Origin of the sequence: Chryseobacterium sp. C3 (genome assembly GCF_014218905.1) — a bacterium.
In the GTDB taxonomy this organism is placed as follows: domain Bacteria; phylum Bacteroidota; class Bacteroidia; order Flavobacteriales; family Weeksellaceae; genus Chryseobacterium; species Chryseobacterium mucoviscidosis.
On record NZ_JACLCU010000005.1, the window covers coordinates 109284 to 128533 of the forward strand.

At 36.1% G+C, this 19250-nt stretch carries 19 protein-coding genes; 15 read left to right on the plus strand and 4 right to left on the minus strand.

Features of this window, described 5'->3' with window-relative positions; translation table 11 throughout:
- Positions 1-41: 41 nt before the first annotated feature.
- From H6W53_RS12385 to H6W53_RS12425, 9 genes are all read left to right on the plus strand, one after another.
- Entirely contained in the window at positions 42-2294 is a 2253-nt protein-coding gene (locus tag H6W53_RS12385) for a T9SS type B sorting domain-containing protein (protein WP_185207216.1), read from the plus strand.
- A 111-nt stretch (positions 2295-2405) separates the two neighbouring features.
- Positions 2406-3032, plus strand: a complete 627-nt coding sequence (locus H6W53_RS12390) for an NAD(P)H-dependent oxidoreductase (RefSeq protein WP_116097280.1) — start codon at positions 2406-2408, stop codon at positions 3030-3032.
- A 30-nt stretch (positions 3033-3062) separates the two neighbouring features.
- On the plus strand, positions 3063-4640 hold the full coding sequence (nadB, locus tag H6W53_RS12395; protein ID WP_185207218.1) for an L-aspartate oxidase: 1578 nt from the start codon (positions 3063-3065) through the stop codon (positions 4638-4640).
- A gap of 16 nt (positions 4641-4656) precedes the next feature.
- Positions 4657-5703, plus strand: coding sequence for a YhcG family protein (locus H6W53_RS12400; RefSeq protein WP_185207220.1), 1047 nt, complete (start codon positions 4657-4659; stop codon positions 5701-5703).
- Positions 5700-6560, plus strand: a complete 861-nt coding sequence (gene nadC, locus H6W53_RS12405) for a carboxylating nicotinate-nucleotide diphosphorylase (RefSeq protein ID WP_185207222.1) — start codon at positions 5700-5702, stop codon at positions 6558-6560. The genes H6W53_RS12400 and nadC overlap by 4 nt, the downstream gene beginning before the upstream one ends.
- Positions 6561-6769: 209 nt before the next feature.
- Complete coding sequence (locus H6W53_RS12410; RefSeq protein ID WP_185207224.1) at positions 6770-9499, plus strand: TonB-dependent receptor; 2730 nt, start codon at positions 6770-6772, stop codon at positions 9497-9499.
- A gap of 92 nt (positions 9500-9591) precedes the next feature.
- Positions 9592-10023 carry a hypothetical protein gene (locus H6W53_RS12415; RefSeq protein ID WP_087708792.1) on the plus strand — a complete coding sequence of 144 codons (432 nt, stop codon included), beginning with the start codon at positions 9592-9594 and terminating at the stop codon, positions 10021-10023.
- A gap of 32 nt (positions 10024-10055) precedes the next feature.
- On the plus strand, positions 10056-11048 hold the full coding sequence (locus tag H6W53_RS12420) for an aspartate-semialdehyde dehydrogenase (RefSeq protein ID WP_185207226.1): 993 nt from the start codon (positions 10056-10058) through the stop codon (positions 11046-11048).
- A gap of 54 nt (positions 11049-11102) precedes the next feature.
- Positions 11103-12107 carry a cation diffusion facilitator family transporter gene (locus H6W53_RS12425; RefSeq protein WP_185207228.1) on the plus strand — a complete coding sequence of 335 codons (1005 nt, stop codon included), beginning with the start codon at positions 11103-11105 and terminating at the stop codon, positions 12105-12107.
- A gap of 19 nt (positions 12108-12126) precedes the next feature.
- Here the strand turns inward: H6W53_RS12425 and H6W53_RS12430 are convergent, their stop codons facing one another.
- Positions 12127-12555 carry an exosortase F system-associated membrane protein gene (locus tag H6W53_RS12430; protein WP_185207231.1) on the minus strand — a complete coding sequence of 143 codons (429 nt, stop codon included), beginning with the start codon at positions 12553-12555 and terminating at the stop codon, positions 12127-12129.
- Positions 12542-13072 (minus strand): exosortase family protein XrtF, encoded by a 531-nt coding sequence (xrtF, locus tag H6W53_RS12435; RefSeq protein ID WP_185207233.1) that lies wholly within the window; start codon positions 13070-13072, stop codon positions 12542-12544. The genes H6W53_RS12430 and xrtF overlap by 14 nt, the downstream gene beginning before the upstream one ends.
- A gap of 48 nt (positions 13073-13120) precedes the next feature.
- On the opposite strand from xrtF, the gene H6W53_RS12440 reads away from it, so the two are divergent.
- From H6W53_RS12440 to H6W53_RS12465, 6 genes are all read left to right on the plus strand, one after another.
- The gene (locus H6W53_RS12440) at positions 13121-14137 is read left to right on the plus strand and encodes an aminoglycoside phosphotransferase family protein (RefSeq protein ID WP_185207235.1); all 1017 of its coding nucleotides are present in this window, start codon (positions 13121-13123) and stop codon (positions 14135-14137) included.
- Between the two features lie 36 nt (positions 14138-14173).
- Positions 14174-14578 carry a GxxExxY protein gene (locus tag H6W53_RS12445; RefSeq protein WP_108409021.1) on the plus strand — a complete coding sequence of 135 codons (405 nt, stop codon included), beginning with the start codon at positions 14174-14176 and terminating at the stop codon, positions 14576-14578.
- 93 nt (positions 14579-14671) lie between these two features.
- Positions 14672-15082 carry an RNase adapter RapZ gene (locus tag H6W53_RS12450; protein ID WP_185207237.1) on the plus strand — a complete coding sequence of 137 codons (411 nt, stop codon included), beginning with the start codon at positions 14672-14674 and terminating at the stop codon, positions 15080-15082.
- 116 nt (positions 15083-15198) lie between these two features.
- Positions 15199-15912 carry an NDP-sugar synthase gene (locus tag H6W53_RS12455; protein WP_116097248.1) on the plus strand — a complete coding sequence of 238 codons (714 nt, stop codon included), beginning with the start codon at positions 15199-15201 and terminating at the stop codon, positions 15910-15912.
- A 7-nt stretch (positions 15913-15919) separates the two neighbouring features.
- Entirely contained in the window at positions 15920-16672 is a 753-nt protein-coding gene (locus H6W53_RS12460) for a TIGR00730 family Rossman fold protein (RefSeq protein ID WP_185207239.1), read from the plus strand.
- A 34-nt stretch (positions 16673-16706) separates the two neighbouring features.
- Positions 16707-17201, plus strand: coding sequence for a DUF6702 family protein (locus H6W53_RS12465; RefSeq protein ID WP_185207241.1), 495 nt, complete (start codon positions 16707-16709; stop codon positions 17199-17201).
- Between the two features lie 66 nt (positions 17202-17267).
- Here H6W53_RS12465 and H6W53_RS12470 read toward each other — a convergent pair whose 3' ends face one another.
- Positions 17268-17777: a hypothetical protein gene (locus H6W53_RS12470; RefSeq protein ID WP_185207243.1), complete on the minus strand. Its 510-nt coding sequence runs from the start codon at positions 17775-17777 to the stop codon at positions 17268-17270.
- Between the two features lie 73 nt (positions 17778-17850).
- Positions 17851-19242, minus strand: a complete 1392-nt coding sequence (locus tag H6W53_RS12475) for a DUF5689 domain-containing protein (RefSeq protein ID WP_185207245.1) — start codon at positions 19240-19242, stop codon at positions 17851-17853.
- Between the last annotated feature and the right edge of the window lie 8 nt (positions 19243-19250).

The following is a 19250-nucleotide window of genomic DNA, read 5'->3' on the forward strand; positions in this document are numbered from 1 at the left end:
ATTTAATATATTTACACGTCTAATTTTAAGTATACTAATAAATGAATAAAAATTTACTCCTGTATTTATCCCTCTTCTTATTTTGCTGCTTCGGAAAAATTTCGTCGCAAACCTATCAGCTTACCGGAAATCCCGTAAACACAACAGGCTGGAATATCGTTCCTGCCGCTGTTGTAAATACAGACTTCATCCAGCTTACCGCAGACCAGATCAGTCAGGTAGGAGGCATTAAATTAGACTCTCCCATCAATCTAAAATACTGCGATAAATGGAGAGTGGAATTTGATTTCAGAATCGACGGAAACGGAACAACGGCTTACGGAAGAGGAGACGGTATTGCTTTTTGGTATCTGGCAAATCCACCCGCTTCTTACACCTCTGGCGGAGGATTGGGAATTCCTGCAAACTCTACCGGATTAATGGTAGGATTTGACATCTTTAATAATACCACAGAAGCACAGATGAGCAAGGTTCATATTTTATATGGAACCAATAACACAACAGGATCAAACATCGAATACAACAACACTGCAGGAAGTACATTTCACTCTCCGGATCTTAATCCCACCCAGCCTTTTGTAGGAACTACTTTCAGACACGTTGAAGTAAACGGACAGGTAAATCCTGCGGCTCCTGCAAGCTGGATCATCACCCTGAAAATCGACGGAACTACGATTGTAAGCCAGTCTTTTGCTCCTTCCGGAGCGGCTGCCACCATGACGACCGGCTATTTTGGCTTTTCTGCTTCTACAGGAGGAGCAAGTGCAAGACAATCAATTAAAAACGTAAAAGTTTATATAGACAAAGTTGCGCTTAACCAGACGTTGGTAACAGATACTTTCTGTCCGAATCCTACAACAGGACAAGGAACGGTAAATTTAACATCTTATCAGGGACAGTTTGTAAACAATCCTGCCAATTATACGTTCTCGTACAGTGTAGGCGGAACTCCGATTACGAATCCTACCAACTATCAGTTCAGTGCAAATACTTCAGTTTCTGTTTTAATTAAAGACAATACAGGACTGCTTTGTGATAATCCGGACGGAAAAATTCAGTTAAATCTTTCCCCATTCACAGCAACCCCTGCAACGCTTACGGAATGCAATAACAACAATACAGGAACAGCAACCTACAATCTTACGCTTGCCAATGTAAATGAACCTACAGGTTCTACCAAGAAGTATTATAAAAATATGGCAGATCTGAACGCCGGAACCAATGAAATTACGAATCCTACCACTTATACTTCTGCCGCAGGAACCGTATATGTAAAAGTAACAACCCCGCTTGGTTGTCAGGGTTCCGCTGCAATTACTTTGGCGTTTTATCCACAGATTGCCACTACAGACGTCACTTTAGAATCTTGCTTTATTGATAATGCACCGACAACAGGTTTATTTAACCTTACACAGGCAAACGTAACTTCCGCTACAGGCGTTACCAAAAGATATTTTAAAACACAGGCAGATGCATTAGCCGGAACCAATGAAATTCTGAATCCTGCAGCTTACGTAAGCACATCATCCGTAGTGTATGTAAGAATTACGAATGTAACGAATTGCTGGACGCTTGCAAAAATTACATTAAAAGTTTTAGCACCGATTTATTCTTCTGTATTAAAAGATAAAATCATCTGTATTGATGCCAAAACAACTTTAGATGCAGGAACCGGATTCGACAGTTACTTATGGAGCACCGGAGCAACAACGCAGTCTATTACAAATGTAACGCCTGGAATTTATTGGGTACAGCTTAAATCAGGAAGATGTACAACACAGCAGACCGTAAGGGTAAATCCTTCGCAACAACCCGTAATTGCAACGATTGATATTAAGAACAACACGATAACTGTGAATGTGAAAGGTGGAAAAACACCATATCAATACTCTTTAGACGGGATAAACTGGCAAGATTCTAATGTCTTTACAGGTCTTGCAAGAGGTGAAGTTGTAGTGTATGTAAAAGATGCCTACAATTGTACTCCAATTCAAGTTCAGATTACAGTTCCGAATCTCCTGAATGCCATTACTCCGAATGGAGATAATAAAAATGATTACATTGATTATTCTGCATTGGCGTATAAAAAGAATTTAGTATTCACGGTATATGACAGATACGGAAATAAAATGTACGAAGCAGACAAAATCCGAAACTACAAATGGGACGGAACTACGGGAGGCAAAAAAGTAATGACAGGAACTTATTGGTACACCATCACCTGGAATGAAAATGACAAAAACAATACTCAGACCTCTTACAATGGCTGGGTACTCGTAAAAAATATGGAATAACACTTCTCTTAAAGATCATCCGTTTTCGGATGATCTTTTTTTATGCTTTATTTAGAAGAAATATTTTATTTTAAACTAATTTAATTCACATTCAATTCTTAAATTTGAATTATGAATTATTTAGAGGCTTTAAGCAGAAGATACTCTGTAAAAAAATTTAATCAAGAAATTATTCCTCAGGAAATTTTGCATAATATTCTTGAATCAGGAAAATTATCGGCAAGCTCTCTCGGTCTTCAGCCTTACGAAATCCTTATTGTGGAAAGTGAGGAAATGAAGCAGAAATTAATTCCGGCGTTCTACAATCCGTCACAGATTTCCACCTGTTCTCATCTCATTGTTATTGTTTCCAAAAAAATTGTGGACGATAATTACATCAATGGTTATTTCCGGCACATTTCAAAAGTACGGGAAACACCGCTGGAAACACTGGATCTTTTTAAAAACAGCATCAATCAGCATATTAATCAAAAAACACAGGATGAAATTTTCAACTGGGCAGAAAAGCAGTCTTACATCGTTCTGGCAAATCTCATGTATGCAGCAGCGATAGAAAATATAGACACCTGCCCCATGGAAGGCTTCCGACAGGAACTTATAGAAGAAATTCTGGAGATAAATCCTGATACCGAAAAAGTAAGTGTAACCCTCGCTTTGGGATACCGTTCGGAGGAAGATCATTTCCAGCACATGAAAAAAGTAAGAAAACCAAACGAAAAATTGTTTAAATTTATTTAACTATTTAGACAATTGTCTTAAACTAAGGATATGATAAAAGCGGATGTACTGGTAATCGGTTCCGGAATTTCGGGACTTTCCTATGCCATAAAAATTTCTGAGCAGCTTCCTGATGCCAAAATAATCATCGTAACAAAATCGGACGAAGATGAAAGCAATACCAAATATGCACAAGGCGGTCTTGCGGTGGTTACAGATTCTAAAAATGATAACTTCGAAAAACATATTGCTGATACGATGCGTGCCGGAGACGGCGAAAACAAACGCGATGTCGTAGAAATGGTGGTTACGGAAGCGCCTGCAAGATTCAACGAAATTGTAGAATGGGGGGCAAATTTTGACAAAAAAAACGGCGAATTTGCTTTAGGAAGAGAGGGAGGACATACGGAAAACCGAATTGTACACCATAAAGATATTACAGGTTTTGAAATCGAAAGGGCACTTTTGCAAACCGCAAAAAGCAGTCCGAATATTGAGATTCTCGATCATCATTATGTAATTGATATCATTACGCAGCATCATGTTCCGGGAAAAGAATTAAATGAAGGCGACATCCACTGCTACGGAGCCTATATTCTGGATGAAAAATCCAAAACCATTAAAAAAATTACCTCAAAAATAACCCTTGTTGCAACCGGAGGAGCTGGACACGTTTACAAAAACACCACCAATCCGACGATTGCAACAGGAGACGGAATCGCTTTTGTGGCAAGAGCAAAAGGAAAAGTTTCCAATATGCAGTACTATCAGTTTCACCCGACCGCTTTGTACAGCAAACTCGATGGAATGTTGTTTTTAATTTCGGAAGCCGTTCGTGGTGACGGAGCCAAATTAAGAACCAAAAGAGGCGAAAAATTCATGTACAAATATGATGAGCGTGAAGAGCTTGCTTCCAGAGACATTGTTGCCAGAGCCATCGATGCGGAAATGAAAATCACCGGAGACGAATTTGTAGGACTGGATTGCCGTGAAATGGATCATGAAAAATTTCTTGAACATTTCCCGAATATTTATAAAAAATGTAAAGACGAAGGTATTGATCCTTTCAGCCAGCTTATTCCCGTTGTTCCGGCTTGTCATTATCTGATGGGAGGAATTGAGGTTGACCGCGACGGACAGTCTTCTATCCGAAATCTTTTTGCGGTGGGAGAATGTACCAATTCCGGACTTCACGGAGCGAACAGACTGGCTTCCAACTCATTATTGGAAGGACTGGTTTTCGGGCACAATGCTGCAATGAAAACCGTTGAACTTTTAAATGAAAATAATTTCAACTTCGATGATCTGAAAGCTGTTCCGGAGTGGAATGAAGAAGGCATGAAAATAATGGACGAAATGGTGATCGTTTCTTACCTTAGAAAGCAGCTTCAGGAAATGATGAGCGATCTTGTAGGAATTGTACGCAGCAACCGCCGTCTGAATATGGCTTTGCAAAAACATCAGGAAATCGCTGCCGCAGTGAACGAAATTTACCACTACTCTATTCTTTCGCCACAGTTGTCGGAACTAAGAAACTTAACAACCGTTGCCCACCTCATCATTACGCAGTCTATGGAAATGACGGAGAATAAAGGTGCGTTTTATAATAAAGATTTAGTTCAGGCATAAGCTATATTTTTCTGATATGCTAAATAAGAACAATGAACAATATATTGGCTGGATTTTAAATTTAAAACAAAAAATTCAGCAAAGCCAGATCAAAGCAGCCATTCAGGTGAATTCGGCTTTAATAGAAATGTATTGGGATTTGGGAAAAGAAATCTCTGAGCGAAATTTTGAAAATACTTATGGCTCCGGCTTTTTTTTACAATTAAGTAAGGATTTACGCACAGAATTCCCTGAAATCAAAGGACTTTCCGAAAGCAATTTGAAATATTGTAAAAGATTCTATCAATTTTATAATCAAACAGATAAAAATCGTCAACAAGTTGTTGACGATTTGATGCATCATATTTTCCTCATTCCCTGGGGACATCATATTGTCTTAATCACAAAATGTAAAACTCAGGCAGAAGCTCATTTTTATATCGGGAAGACAATAGAAAATGGCTGGAGTCGTGCTATTTTAATTAACATGATTTCTGGGAAACTATTTGAAAGCCAAGGAAAAACAATTAATAATTTTTCAAAAACACTTCCTGATTACGACAGTGAACTGGTCCGTGAAACATTCAAAGATCCTTATATTTTTGATTTTATAAACATTACAGAAAATCATAAAGAGAGAGAACTGGAAAAGGCATTAACCGAAAATATTTCAAAATTTTTAATAGAATTAGGAAGTGGATTTGCTTTTGTAGGAAAACAAGTTGAAATTTCTGTTGGCAACCAATCCTTCTTTATAGATTTACTTTTTTATCATATTAAATTAAAAAGGTATATTGTAATCGAATTGAAAACAGGACATTTTGAACCGGAGTTTGCCGGCAAGTTAAATTTTTATGTAACTGCTGTCGACAAAAAACTAAGAGATGAAAACGACAATGCAACTGTAGGAATGATTATCTGCAAAGACAAAAACGAAATTATTGCAGAATATTCTCTTACAGATCTTCATAAACCGTTAGGAATTTCGTCTTATGAACTCAAAAAAATATTACCCGAAAATTTCAAATCTCACCTTCCGTCAATTGAAGAAGTGGAAAATGAATTAAAAAAATTAGACTCATGAAAAGACCAGCATACGTTACAGATAAAGTTTTAAAACAGTTTATTAAAAGCGCTCTTGAAGAAGACATTCAGGATGGCGACCATTCTACGCTTTCCACTATCCCTAAAGATCTGGAGCAAAGTGCAAAACTACTGGTAAAACAGGATTGCATTCTTGCCGGAGTAGAACTCGCTGAAATTATTTTTAAAACTTTTGATAAAAACTTAAAAGTTGAAACTTTCGTAAAAGATGGCGATGCAGTAAAATTTGGGGATATTGCTTTTATCGTAACCGGAAGCGCAAGATCAATCCTTTCAACGGAAAGACTGGTTTTAAACTGCATGCAGCGAATGAGCGGAATTGCAACATTAACGCATGACTGGGATTCCAGGCTCATCGGCACAAAAACAAAACTTCTGGATACCAGAAAAACAACCCCAAATTTCAGGGTATGCGAAAAATGGGCAGTTGCTATTGGCGGCGGAACCAATCACCGATACGGACTTTATGACATGATTATGCTGAAAGACAATCATATTGATTATAACGGAAGCATTACGAATGCCGTAAAAATGGCAAAAGATTACATCAAAAAGAACAAGAAAAAGCTCAAAATAGAAGTTGAAACCAGAAATCTGGATGAAGTTCAGGAAGCTATTGATGCAAAGGTAGACAGAATCATGCTCGACAACATGGATGTAAAAACTATGAAGAAAGCAGTAAAGCTAATTAACGGTTCCTGTGAAAGTGAAGCTTCAGGCGGAATTACCCGTGACCAGCTTAAAGAAATCGCGTCTACAGGCGTTACCTACATTTCTGCAGGGGCACTTACCCACTCAGCAGAAAATATGGATTTAAGCCTCAAAGCCGTGAAATAGCATTGAATTTTTATTAAAAATGATGCCAATTTGTTAAAAATTCAATAATGTGATTTTTTTCATGCGAAATATCAATTATTATTCAATACATTGTAAATCAGTATTTTAAACCTTATTAAGAACCTTTAAAAATTAACATACAGTTAATATTAGTTAAAATAAATTTCCTCAATTTTGCAGAAAATTAAATCTAACTATTACTAACGATTATGAAATTAATCAACAAATCAATGCTAACTGCGATAATTACATTATCCACAGCTAGCGTTTATTATGCTCAACAGGTTAAGGACACTGTAAAAGATACAAGGTCTAAAGACATTGACGAGGTAGTGTTAATTGGAGTTGCTGATATCGCAAAAGATAGAAAAACTCCTGTAGCAGTTTCAACAATCAAAGAAGCGCAAATCGTTGAAAGATTAGGAAATCAGGAATTCCCTGAAATCTTAAATACAACCCCATCTGTATATGCTACAAAAGCCGGTGGAGGTTTTGGAGACTCCAAAATTAACATTAGAGGATTCGCACAGGAAAACATTGCTGTAATGGTAAATGGTGTTCCCGTGAATGATATGGAAAACGGAGCTGTTTATTGGTCTAACTGGTCTGGACTTTCTGACGTAACTTCTGCAATGCAGGTACAAAGAGGTCTTGGATCTTCAAAATTAGCCATTGCTTCTGTTGGAGGTACAATTAACGTATTAACAAGAGCTGCTGATAAAAAACAGGGAGGAACTGTTTCTTTGGGTCTTGGTAATAATGATTATTTAAAAACTTTATTTGCATACAATACAGGTAAATCTGCAAAAGGATGGTCTTCTTCATTCTTAATGAGCAGAACTGCAGGATCGATGTATGCAGACGGAACAGAATTTGAAGGATACAACTATTATTTTGCCTTAGGATATCAGCCAAATAAAAAACATGATTTCCAGTTTACCATTACGGGAGCTCCTCAATGGCACAATCAGAGAACAACCTATTCTACTATTCAAAATTACATTAAATATAATTCTGATAATGACGGAACTCCTAACAGAAGATACAACGCAGACTGGGGATGGAGAAACGGTGAAGTTTTATCAAACAGAGTAAACTACTATCACAAACCAGTAATGTCATTAAACTGGGATTGGAATATCAGTTCAAAATCTAAATTAAATTCAGTATTCTATGCTTCTTTCGGTAGAGGTGGAGGAACTGGAGATTTGGGTAGAATTCCAACAGGTGTAGGTAGTACAACAGGAGGAGTAAATTCTTTTGTTGATGCAAACGGACAAATTGCGTATGACAGAATTTTTGCTACAAACGCAAATGTTAATCTAAACACTGCTGCAGCAAGTAGCACTTTAGTAAGAAGATCATCTATCAACTCTCATAACTGGTTTGGAGCAATTATTAGTTTTAATCATAAAATTAATGATAACTTAAACTTCACAATTGGTACAGACGACAGATATTATTACGGATATCATTATCAGGTACTTTCTGATCTCTATGGAGCAGCAGGATATAAAGATAATACGAATAAAAACTTTTATACTGCTCCAGGAAATTTATATACTGTGACTCCAAGAGTAGTTTCAAATACATTTAAAGCTGAACCTACTTTCAATCCTTTCGGAGGAAAAAGAAACAGCATGGATGATATGGTAGGATATAACAATGATGGTGAAGTTCTATGGTATGGAGGATTTGGTCAATTAGAGTACTCTAACGATAAATTATCTGCATTTGTTTCAGGGGCATTATCTAACCAGTCATTCCAGAGAATCGATCACTTTATCATCGATGGAGTTACCCTTTTAAATGGTCAGCAAGCAGGTTTCAGAAACTCAGCAACATCTACCGCTATTGCTCAGCCAACCGCTACAAATCCATTATTGTATGAAAAAACAGGCTTTAAAGATATTGTAGGATATAATGTAAAGGCAGGTGCTAATTATAACATTAATGATCAGCACAACGTTTTTGTAAATATCGGATATTATTCTAAGCAGCCTTTCCTTAATGCTGTTTACCCAAATAACAAAAACTACTTAAATCCGAACTTAACGAATGAAAAAATCTTCGGTGTTGAGGCAGGATATGGATTCCGTTCTGGTATCTTCACAGCTAATTTGAACCTTTACAGAACTGAGTGGAGAGACAGATTCTTAAGAAGAGGTAATCTATCTTATACTTATCCTGATCCGGCTAATCCAAGTTCAACAATTTCAACAACGACTGCTTATTCAAACCTTCAGGGAATTACAGAAATTCACCAGGGATTTGAAATTGAAGCAAATGCTAATGTTCACAAAATGTTAAGCCTGTATGGTATGCTTTCTGTGGGAGACTGGTACTATAAAGGAAATGCACAAGGAAATATCTTTAGCGAAACAAATGAACTGATCAGTGCAGATACTCAGACTCTTTACATAGATAAAGTTAAAGTTGGTGGAGCAGCACAAACTTCAGCAGCAGTTGGATTTACTTTCAAACCAACAGACTGGTTCTCGTTCGACGGAACCTATAGAGGAATTAAAAATTTATATGCTAACTTAAACCTTCTTAACTTCTCCAATCCGGATGCAGGAAACCAAGGTGCTTTAGAATTACCTTCTTATGGTTTAGTTGATTTAGGAATATCTTTTAAAATCAAATTAAACAATCCTAAACAATTCTTTACGATTAGAGGTAATGTTTATAACTTGCTGGATAAGACTTACATTGCTGAATCTAATACAAACATCAAAACCGGATTAACTTTAGATCAGTATATTGCAGTAAATAAACCTCTACAGTCAACACCATTAACCACTGCTCAGATTGCAACATTAACGTCTAACTATCAGGCGTATCAGGCAGCAGGAACATGGAATGGAGTAAGCCAGCAAAACCAGGTTTATTTCGGATACGGAAGAACATGGTCTGCAACCCTGTCTTTCAACTTCTAATAAATACATAAATTAGATTTTATAAATATCAATCCCGGCTTTTCGCCGGGATTTTTGCTATATTTGTGTCTGAAAAACAGAAAAAAATAAATATGGACTTTTACAACATTTTACTTAATGCTCACAAAGGATTCGGATATCTGGAAATTCTTTTGGTGACGCTGTTTGTTATTGCACTTTTAGCAACCATGTTCGGATTCAGTGGAAAAGTAAATAACTTCCTTAAGAAGACCACTCTTTTCACGATGATCTTTTTCCATGTTCAATTCTTATTGGGATTGGTAATGCTGATTATCAATTTCTCTAATGGTTTAAATATGGGTGAAGTGATGAAAAACTCAGCATTAAGATTTCAATACGTAGAACATCCGTTTTCTATGCTGATCGCCGCTGTTTTAATGACGATCGTTAACAAAAAAGTAAAAACAAACCCTACGATTTCTTTAGGAGTCGTAATTATGGGATTAATTGCCGTAGGTTTATTTGCATTCGCGTTCCCATGGGCGAGAGTCTTCGGGGCATAAATATATTAACAAAATAATTTTTAATTAAATCAATGAAAGTAGCTGTAGTAGGTTCAACAGGAATGGTTGGACAAGTTATGCTTAAAGTTCTCGAAGAGAGAAACTTCCCTATCACCGAACTAATTCCGGTAGCATCCGAAAAATCTGTAGGTAATAAGGTGAAGTATAAACAGGAAGAATTTACGATTGTAAGCATGAAAGACGCTATAGCTGCCAAACCGGATATTGCTATTTTTTCTGCCGGTGGCGGAACTTCTCTGGAATTCGCTCCCCTTTTTGCAGAAGCTGGAACAACAGTAATCGACAATTCTTCAGCATGGAGAATGGATCCTGATAAAAAACTGGTGGTTCCGGAAATCAATGCAGATGTATTGACGAAAGAAGACAAAATTATTGCAAATCCGAACTGTTCCACTATTCAGTTAGTAATGGTTTTAGGACCTCTGAACAAAAAATACGATTTAAAAAGAGTAATTGTTTCTACCTACCAATCCGTAACAGGAACCGGTAAAGCTGCTGTAGATCAGTTAAACGGAGAAATCAGCGGAGACGATTCTATTGCAAAAGTATATCCTTATCAGATCTTCAAAAATGCATTGCCGCACTGTGATGTTTTTGCAGACGACGATTACACGAAAGAAGAGATTAAATTAATGAAAGAACCTAAGAAAATCTTAGGGGACGATACCTTTAATTTAACCGCAACCGCAGTAAGAGTTCCGGTTCAGGGAGGGCATTCTGAAAGTGTAAATATTGAATTTGAAAATGAATTTGATCTTGACGAAGTAAGAAAAATCTTATCAGAAACTCCGGGAGTTGTGGTGGTAGATAACGTGAAAAACAACGAATATCCGATGCCGCTGTACTCGGAAGGAAAAGACGAAGTCTTCGTAGGAAGGATAAGAAGAGACCTTTCGCAGCCCCAAACTCTGAATCTCTGGATCGTGGCAGACAATCTGCGAAAAGGAGCCGCAACGAACGCGGTACAGATTGCAGAATACCTTGTAGAAAATAACTTAGTATAAACTAACAAACATAAAAAGAGTCTCAGAATTGAGATTCTTTTTTTTATCAAACCTATGAACGTTCAGAAGAATAAAAGTAAAGATAAATTAGCCTTTCAGAAACTTATAGCCGCTTTCGGAGTTATTCTCTTTATCGGAAAAATTATCGCCTGGAAACTTACCAATTCCGACGCTGTTTTTTCTGATGCCATGGAAAGTATTGTAAATGTCATCAGTGCCTTTATGGGGCTTTATTCACTGTATCTTGCGGCAAAACCAAGAGACGACGATCATCCATACGGACACGGAAAAGTAGAATTCGTAACCTCAGGAATCGAAGGTGCTTTAATTGCCATTGCGGGAATTATGATTATCTACGAAGGCATTAACAGCTTAATTGTAGGAAAGGTTTTAAGTAAATTAGATATTGGAATCTGGATTATTGCCGCCACTGCCGCTATCAACTATTTATTAGGCTATATTTCCATTAAAAAAGGAAAAGCCGGAAATTCTATCGTTCTTATTTCATCCGGAAAACATCTGCAATCCGACACCTTAACAACACTTGGCGTTGTTGTGAGTTTAATTGTGGTATACTTTACCAGAATTTATTGGCTGGATTCCGTTGTTGCCTTAGGTTTCGGTATATATATTATCGTAGTGGGATACAAAATAGTCCGCAAATCGTTAAGTGGAATTATGGACGAACAGGATCCCGACCTTCTGGAACAAATCATACAGATTTTAGAAGAAAACCGAAAAAAAGAATGGATTGATGTTCATAACATGAAAATCCAGCAATTCGGAGCGCATCTTCATATTGATGCACATATTACGCTACCTTGGTATTACAGCCTTCGTGATGCGCATAACGAAATGGAAAAAGTAATCATCCTTCTGGCAAAAAATACAAAAAGAACGGTGGAATTTAATTTCCATATGGATGACTGTAAACCAATTTCATGTTCCGTTTGTCAAATATCAAATTGCCCTGTCCGCGAAAAAGATTTTGTAAAAAGGGTGGTTTGGACTCCGGAAAATGTGACTTCTGTGGATAAGCATACCATTGAAGACAATTAAAACATAACTTCTAAAAATTTTATTGACTGATTTGCTTCCTATAATAAAACATCGGGATAATCAGAAGTAAAATCAATGGCTGAATGACAAACCTTCTCATATAAAAAGAAAAAAGATACCCGATTTCAAATCTGTCATAAATACAGTATAAATAAATCGGAAAAGTGATCGCAAAAATAATCGTAATTAAAATAGCACCCTGAATTGTCCATTGTCTGTTTTTGAACCAGAAATGAATCACTACACATGAAAATAACAGATTCAGAATAAACCGGAAAAGATATCCGGGAATTAATTTCCCCCATTCAAAAGAGGGAAAAGGGATATTCTTATTGGCTTCATGGAAGTAATTGAGAAAAGGATCATAAAAAATTCTGTCTTCAAGTATTCTTACACTTACAAGACCTAAAACTCCCAATATGACTAAAACCCAATTAAGATTTTTCATGTTTTAAAGCAAAAAATTTAATCCAGATTAGCCAAAGTAACACGACTGTCCCATATATAACCGCCGGAAAAATATAATCATGTGCTATTTTGCCGTATTCCTCGTAATTGAGAATCACAATGTTCAACCCAATTATTCTTAAAACATTAATAATGTATAGCAAAGCCAGTCCCAGAATTACAAAAACAAAGGTCTTTTTTCCTTTGTAAAAGGCAAAAACAAATGCCACAAAAAGAATCATCACAGAAACGGCATTGCAGCCTTCCACCATTCTTGTAGGATATTTGTTCCGGACATAAAAATACACCTGTTCGCCTTTAACATCATCATACAGTTGTGTTGAAAAACCCATAAAGTTTTGGATATCCCTCACCTGCTCTGCAATCATCCTCGAAAAGGGATCAAGACCTTCTTTCTGAAAACTGTTCAGAAAAAACTGATACGCAAAAAGCAGCACCAGATAAATGATGATGAAGCGCAGCAGAATGCCCAAAACAGGTTTAAAATCCTTTAGCATAATGCAAATATAGAAATTAGCCTGTAAATTATTATATTTGTGACATCTATGATTTCCGAATACGCCCAAAATTTTTTTGAAAATTATACTGGAAAACAACCTTCTGAGTTGATCACTTTAGCTCAAAGTGGTTCCGCGAGAGTAAATTTTATTGCGAAAACTGATAAAAAGTATATTATTACCTACAACGAAAACATCGCGGAAAATGAAAGTTTTTTGTATTACTCAGACCTATTTTCAGATTTAAAGCTTAATACGCCTAAAATTTTTGCCGTTTCGGATGACCGTAAAATCTATATTCAGGAGTTTTTAGGAGACAATACTCTTTCTGAAATCATCTCAAAAGAAGGTTTATCTGAACATGTAAAATCTTTGGTAAAGCAAACCCTGCAAAAACTGTATCAGTTACAGATTTCAACGCAGAATAAAATAGATTTCACCAAAACGTTCGAATATGAAAGATATGATGAACTTCCGGTAATGCACGATCTGTATTATTTTAAAAATTTTGTGGCGGATATTCTGGAACTGGAATATCACAAATCTACCATTCTCAAAGAATTTAAAAAAATTGTTGCCCTGATCGAAAGTCTGGAACCCAAAGGATTGATGATCCGCGATTTTCAGGCAAGAAATATTATGGTGAATGATCAGAAAGAAGTATCCTTCATCGACTATCAATCGGCAATGAAAGGTCCGTTAATGTATGACGTGATTTCTTTTCTGTTTCAGGCAAAAGCAAACTTTCCGGAAGATTTCAAAAATGAGATGTTGCATTTGTATATAAATCAGTTTGAAAGTCAGGAAATTAAAGACAAACTAAATTTTTCGGTAAAACCAATTCAACTGATGCGGTTTCTTCAGGTTTTAGGAGCTTACGGTTTCAGAGGTTTGATCCAGAGAAAACAGCATTTTATTTCAAGCATCGAAAAAGGAATAGAAAATATTACAGCGTTTGCGCAAAACTGGGAAAATATGAACGATTACCCTGAACTTGAAAAAGTGATTAATCAATTAAATTCAGATAAAACAAAATTGAAAATTGAAGAAATATTAAAACATTAAGATTTATATTTAAGAAGTTAAGCATAGTTAAGTTTTATGACGAAAAAAGAAATTACACAATTATCTTATGAAATTACCGGTTTTGCCATAAAAGTTCACAAAACACTTGGCCCCGGTTTGCTTGAAAGTATTTATGAAGAATGTTTAAAAATTGAACTCATTAACAATGGATATGATGTAAAACAACAACTTTTTACAACCATTAATTATGAAGGAGTTGATATCAAAACGAAACTGGTTGTTGATTTGCTTGTAAATGATGCTGTTATAGTAGAATTAAAAGCGATCGAAGAAATTTTGCCTATCCATGAAGCTCAATTATTAACTTACATGAAAGTTTTGAAAAAGCCTCAAGGTCTGTTAATCAATTTCTTCACCGATAACATAACCAAATCTTTAAAACCTTTTATTAATGAGTATTTTAAAGAGCTTCCAAACTAAATTTTGATTTATCAAAAATCTTAAATAAACTTAACTTCTTAAATATAAATCTTAACGGTTTAAGAATAAATAAATAATTATAAAATTAAAAAAATGCTACACATCGACATACACAGTTTTTCGTACAAAAAAGGAGGAATTCCGAAAGATGAAACAGGAAACGGAGGAGGTTTTACGTTTGACTGCCGCGGAATTTTAAACCCTGGAAGAGTGGAAGAATATAAAACCCAGACCGGAAACGACATCGGTGTTCAGGAATATCTTGAAACCCAAACCGAAATGCCTAAATTTCTGGAATTAATCAAGAATCTTGTTTCCATTAATATAGATAATTATCTGGAAAGGGGATTTGAAAATCTCCAGATCAACTTCGGCTGTACAGGAGGACAGCACAGATCGGTATATTCTGCGATAAAAATCGCTCGTTTTATTGAAGAAAAGTATGGTGAAAAAGTGGAAATCAACCTTCATCATGACGAACAGCATCAACTTAATCATAAGTAATGAGTAATGTGCAATAAGTAATATTTTTAATTTCGTTAATATTCTATTATTTATTGTTTTTAATTTAACCAAGATTATTTTATTACTCATTACCAATTACTTATTACCCATAAAAAATGAAGGCACTTATTTTCGCAGCCGGAAAAGGAACCCGACTGAAACCATTCACCGACCATCATCCGAAAGCTTTGGCAAAGGTGAATGAAGTTCCGCTTCTGGAAAGAAATATTAAATATTTAAAAAATTTCGGAATAAACGATTTTGTCATAAACATTCATCATTTTGGAAATCAAATAGTTGATTTTTTAAAGCAGAACGATAATTTCGGATGTAAAATAGAAATCTCAGACGAGAGCGAAGAGCTTCTGGAAACCGGAGGCGGCTTGGTTTTTGCTAGAAAATTTCTCGATCATGGAGAAGATTTCCTGATCATGAATGCCGATATTCTTACCAACATTAATATTACGGAATTAGTAGAATATCATAAAAAGATAAAAGATTTTGCTACTTTAGCCGTATCGGACAGAGAAAGCTCCAGAAAACTGCTTTTTAACGATGATATGGTATTAAGAGGATGGCTGAATGTACAGACGGGAGAGCAGAGACTGGCAGAATTCAACAAAGGATTCAAAGCTCTGGCTTTCAGCGGTGTACACTGCATCAATCCGCTTATCTTTGAAAAAATAAAAAGAACAGGCAAATTTTCTGTTATGGAAGAATATCTGGATCTTATGCAGACCGAGCATATTCATGGCTTCCTTCACGACAGTATTCTAATCGATGTCGGAAGACCGGAATCTGTAACGGAAGCCGAAAAACACTTTAAATAATTGTACAATGGGAATTGAAGGAACGAGGGATGAAAGCTTGGTAAATCCTGAATTTGATAGTAACGAAACAAGATTACAAAACAGTCTGCGACAAAAAACATGGGACGAAACCATTACAAAAGACAGTTGGATGGTTTTTAAGGTAATGGCGGAATTTGTAGACGGCTATGAAAAACTGGCTAAAATTGGTCCGTGTGTTTCTATTTTCGGATCTGCAAGACTGAAGCCACAAAGCAAATACTACAAAATGGCGGTGGAAATTGCTGAGAAAATTACAAAATTAGGCTTCGGAATTATTACCGGAGGTGGTCCCGGAATTATGGAAGCCGGAAATAAAGGTGCTTTTAATGCACAGGGAAAATCCATCGGTTTGAATATTGATCTGCCTTTTGAGCAGCATTTCAATCCTTACATCAATAAATCGTATTCGATGAATTTTGATTACTTTTTTGTAAGAAAAGTAATGTTTGTAAAATATTCGCAGGGATTTGTGGTTATGCCGGGAGGATTTGGTACATTAGATGAACTTACGGAAGCTTTAACGCTGATTCAAACCAACAAAATAGGAAGATTCCCTATTGTTTTGGTAGGGTCGGAATTCTGGAGCGGATTATTAGACTGGTTTAAAACTACCTTACTTCAAGAAAAGATGATCCACGAAGAAGATCTGGAACTTTACCGTGTGGTAGACACCGCAGACGAAGCGGTAGCGCACATTAAAGCTTTTTATGATAAATACTCTGTAAACGTTAACTTTTAATTGGCACATTATTTGTGACTTAAAACTAACAATCATGATTGTAAATCTATTATCCAAGATGAAAAAAATTTTATCTATATCAGGAATTTTAACACTTTTTGTGTTAATGAGTTTCACGTATGTAGACTTTTTCTCTTCAATGACCAAGGTGGATTATATTGATGGAAGCAAAACGTTGAAGTTCACTACAAAAATGAATACAAATCATATTTCCGATGCTATAAAAATTAACCCGAATACGGCAGGATTTGAGGCAGAAGTTAAAAAGTATGTAAACAATAATTTTGATGTGTATGTCAATGGCTCACCCAAAACAATTACATTTACGGGAAGTCAGGTAAGCGGAGAAACAGTATGGGTATATTTTGAGACGGGAGGCGTTTCCGACATCAGTACCTTAAGAATAAAAAATACGATCCTTTTAAGCGCCTTTCCTAAGCAGATCAACCTTGTGAATATTGCTTATAAAGGAAGCCAGAAAACGATGAATTTCCAGCGCGGAAAAGAGGTAAACGAAGTATCTTTTTAAAGACAATGAAATTAACAACGAAACCACTGCTTTTGCGGTGGTTTTTTGTTGGAGATGCATTTGATTTTAATCTTTCCAATAAAATCCGGTTGTCCAATGTATTGCATTTAATACTACCTCATCCAGAATAAAATTATCTGGAAAATCTTTAAAACCCGATTTATCCTTTAATTCATTCATCACATTATGAGCATTTTCATAGCTTGAAAATATCCCGACACTTCTTTCATCATCCAGACGAGTATGAATTGTATAAATATGACTCAGATAAAAAACCGATTCTAATTCCATCTCTTTTACCGATACTATTGTTGCATCAACCTCATCTCCAGATTCAGGATAATCTCGCCCGATCTCTCCTATAACTTCGGTAAATCCATCCTTCCAGTTAACTTTATCTAAAAAATATTTCCGAATCATAAAACTTTCCGGAAACATTTTAAAACCAGATAATCGTACAGCCTTGGCTTTCACTTCTTCAAGTTCTTTTAAATCGCTAAAATATCCTAATCTTTTAGAATCTGTGTGGGTTTGATCTGTATAGATGTGGTCTAAAGTGTAAATGAAGTACTGCATGATTTATGGGTTTGGGCAAAAATAAAAAGACTGCCTAAAAAGACAGTCTTTATTATTTAAATTTTCAAAATTCTTACTGAACCTGAATGTTATCCAACTGGATTGTTGTAGTAACACCACTTCCGTTTCCGGTGTATTCGAATAATACAAATCCGTTACCCGTTAAAGAAGCAGGGAAGCTATAACTTCCCGCAGGTACAATTGTTCCGTATCCACTTGTAGGTGTTACCGGAATTGTAAACGCAGAAGTAATATCTGTCTTTGTAGCCTGAGTAATATCTCCAAGCGGAGTATAATTGGTAGTATAATACACTTTTAAAGCATTACCGTTAAAAAATCCTACGTTTACGTCAAATTTCAGTGTGTTTGCTGCTGTAAAATCAACAGGTACTGCGAAATACGTTACATAAGGTCCTGTACCAGAGTTCGCTCCCAACTGGATGTATTTGTTTCCACTGAAAGTCTTCAATTGCCAGTATCTGTTTCCTAGAAGCGGATCGTTTACATATTTAGGATATACTTCAAGGTTAGCCGGACTGGTAGCATAACTTTCAAAGTTTTCAAGGAAAGATCCTGAATACGTAATCGCAGTTCCTCCTTTTGGCGGAGTTGCATCTACTCTTGTCCCTTTGAAGTTAATATCATTGGTATTTCTGATCAGCATCTGCCAAGTGGAATTATAACGGCTTACTACGAAAGTAACGTCACCGTTTCCAGTAGGCAATGTTTTAGAACCTTCAGAGAAGAATCCTGAGTTTCTTAAAGTTACGCTGTTTCCTGAAGCATCTTCCAAAGTTCTGTCTGTATCTACTCCTGCACCTGCAACATAATCAATAAATGTTTTAGCAGTCGGGTAAATATCAGCAATGGTAAACTGTGTATTAGGAACTTTTACCAAAGTATTGATGTACTGATCGCTTTTTGCAGCAGCAAGATTTGGTAATTCCAATGGCTTGATGGTAACCACTTCAAGACCATTTCCGTTACATACTCCTGAAATATATCTGCTTAACAAAGAAGCTGGAACTCTTCCGATTGAATATGTAGGATCTACAGAACCGATTTTTACAGTACCTCTGTCTAAACCTAATCTTAATCCTTTTGCATTAATTCTGATGTGTGCACCTACAGGGAAATCTGCGTAGTTGCTGGATCTGTCTACTTCAATTTGTAAACCTGCAGTTGGGTTTTCCGGCTTATCCTGGAAAGAAATTGTTTTATAGAAGTTTCCGTTTTCGTCTGAAGAAACTACATAACCATCAAAAATCTGATCAGATGAAATTAAAACATATCCTGTAGAAGGAGCCTGAGCTTTGAAAGCAGCCAGAGTCATAGTAGGAGCAGGGAATTTGTTCTCACACTTAATTGGCGGAGTATCCCACTCGTCTTTCTGAACACAAGATGTAATAGAAATTGCTGCGAATGCAACTCCTGTTACTAAACTTAAGTATTTCTTTATTGTCATTTTATTAA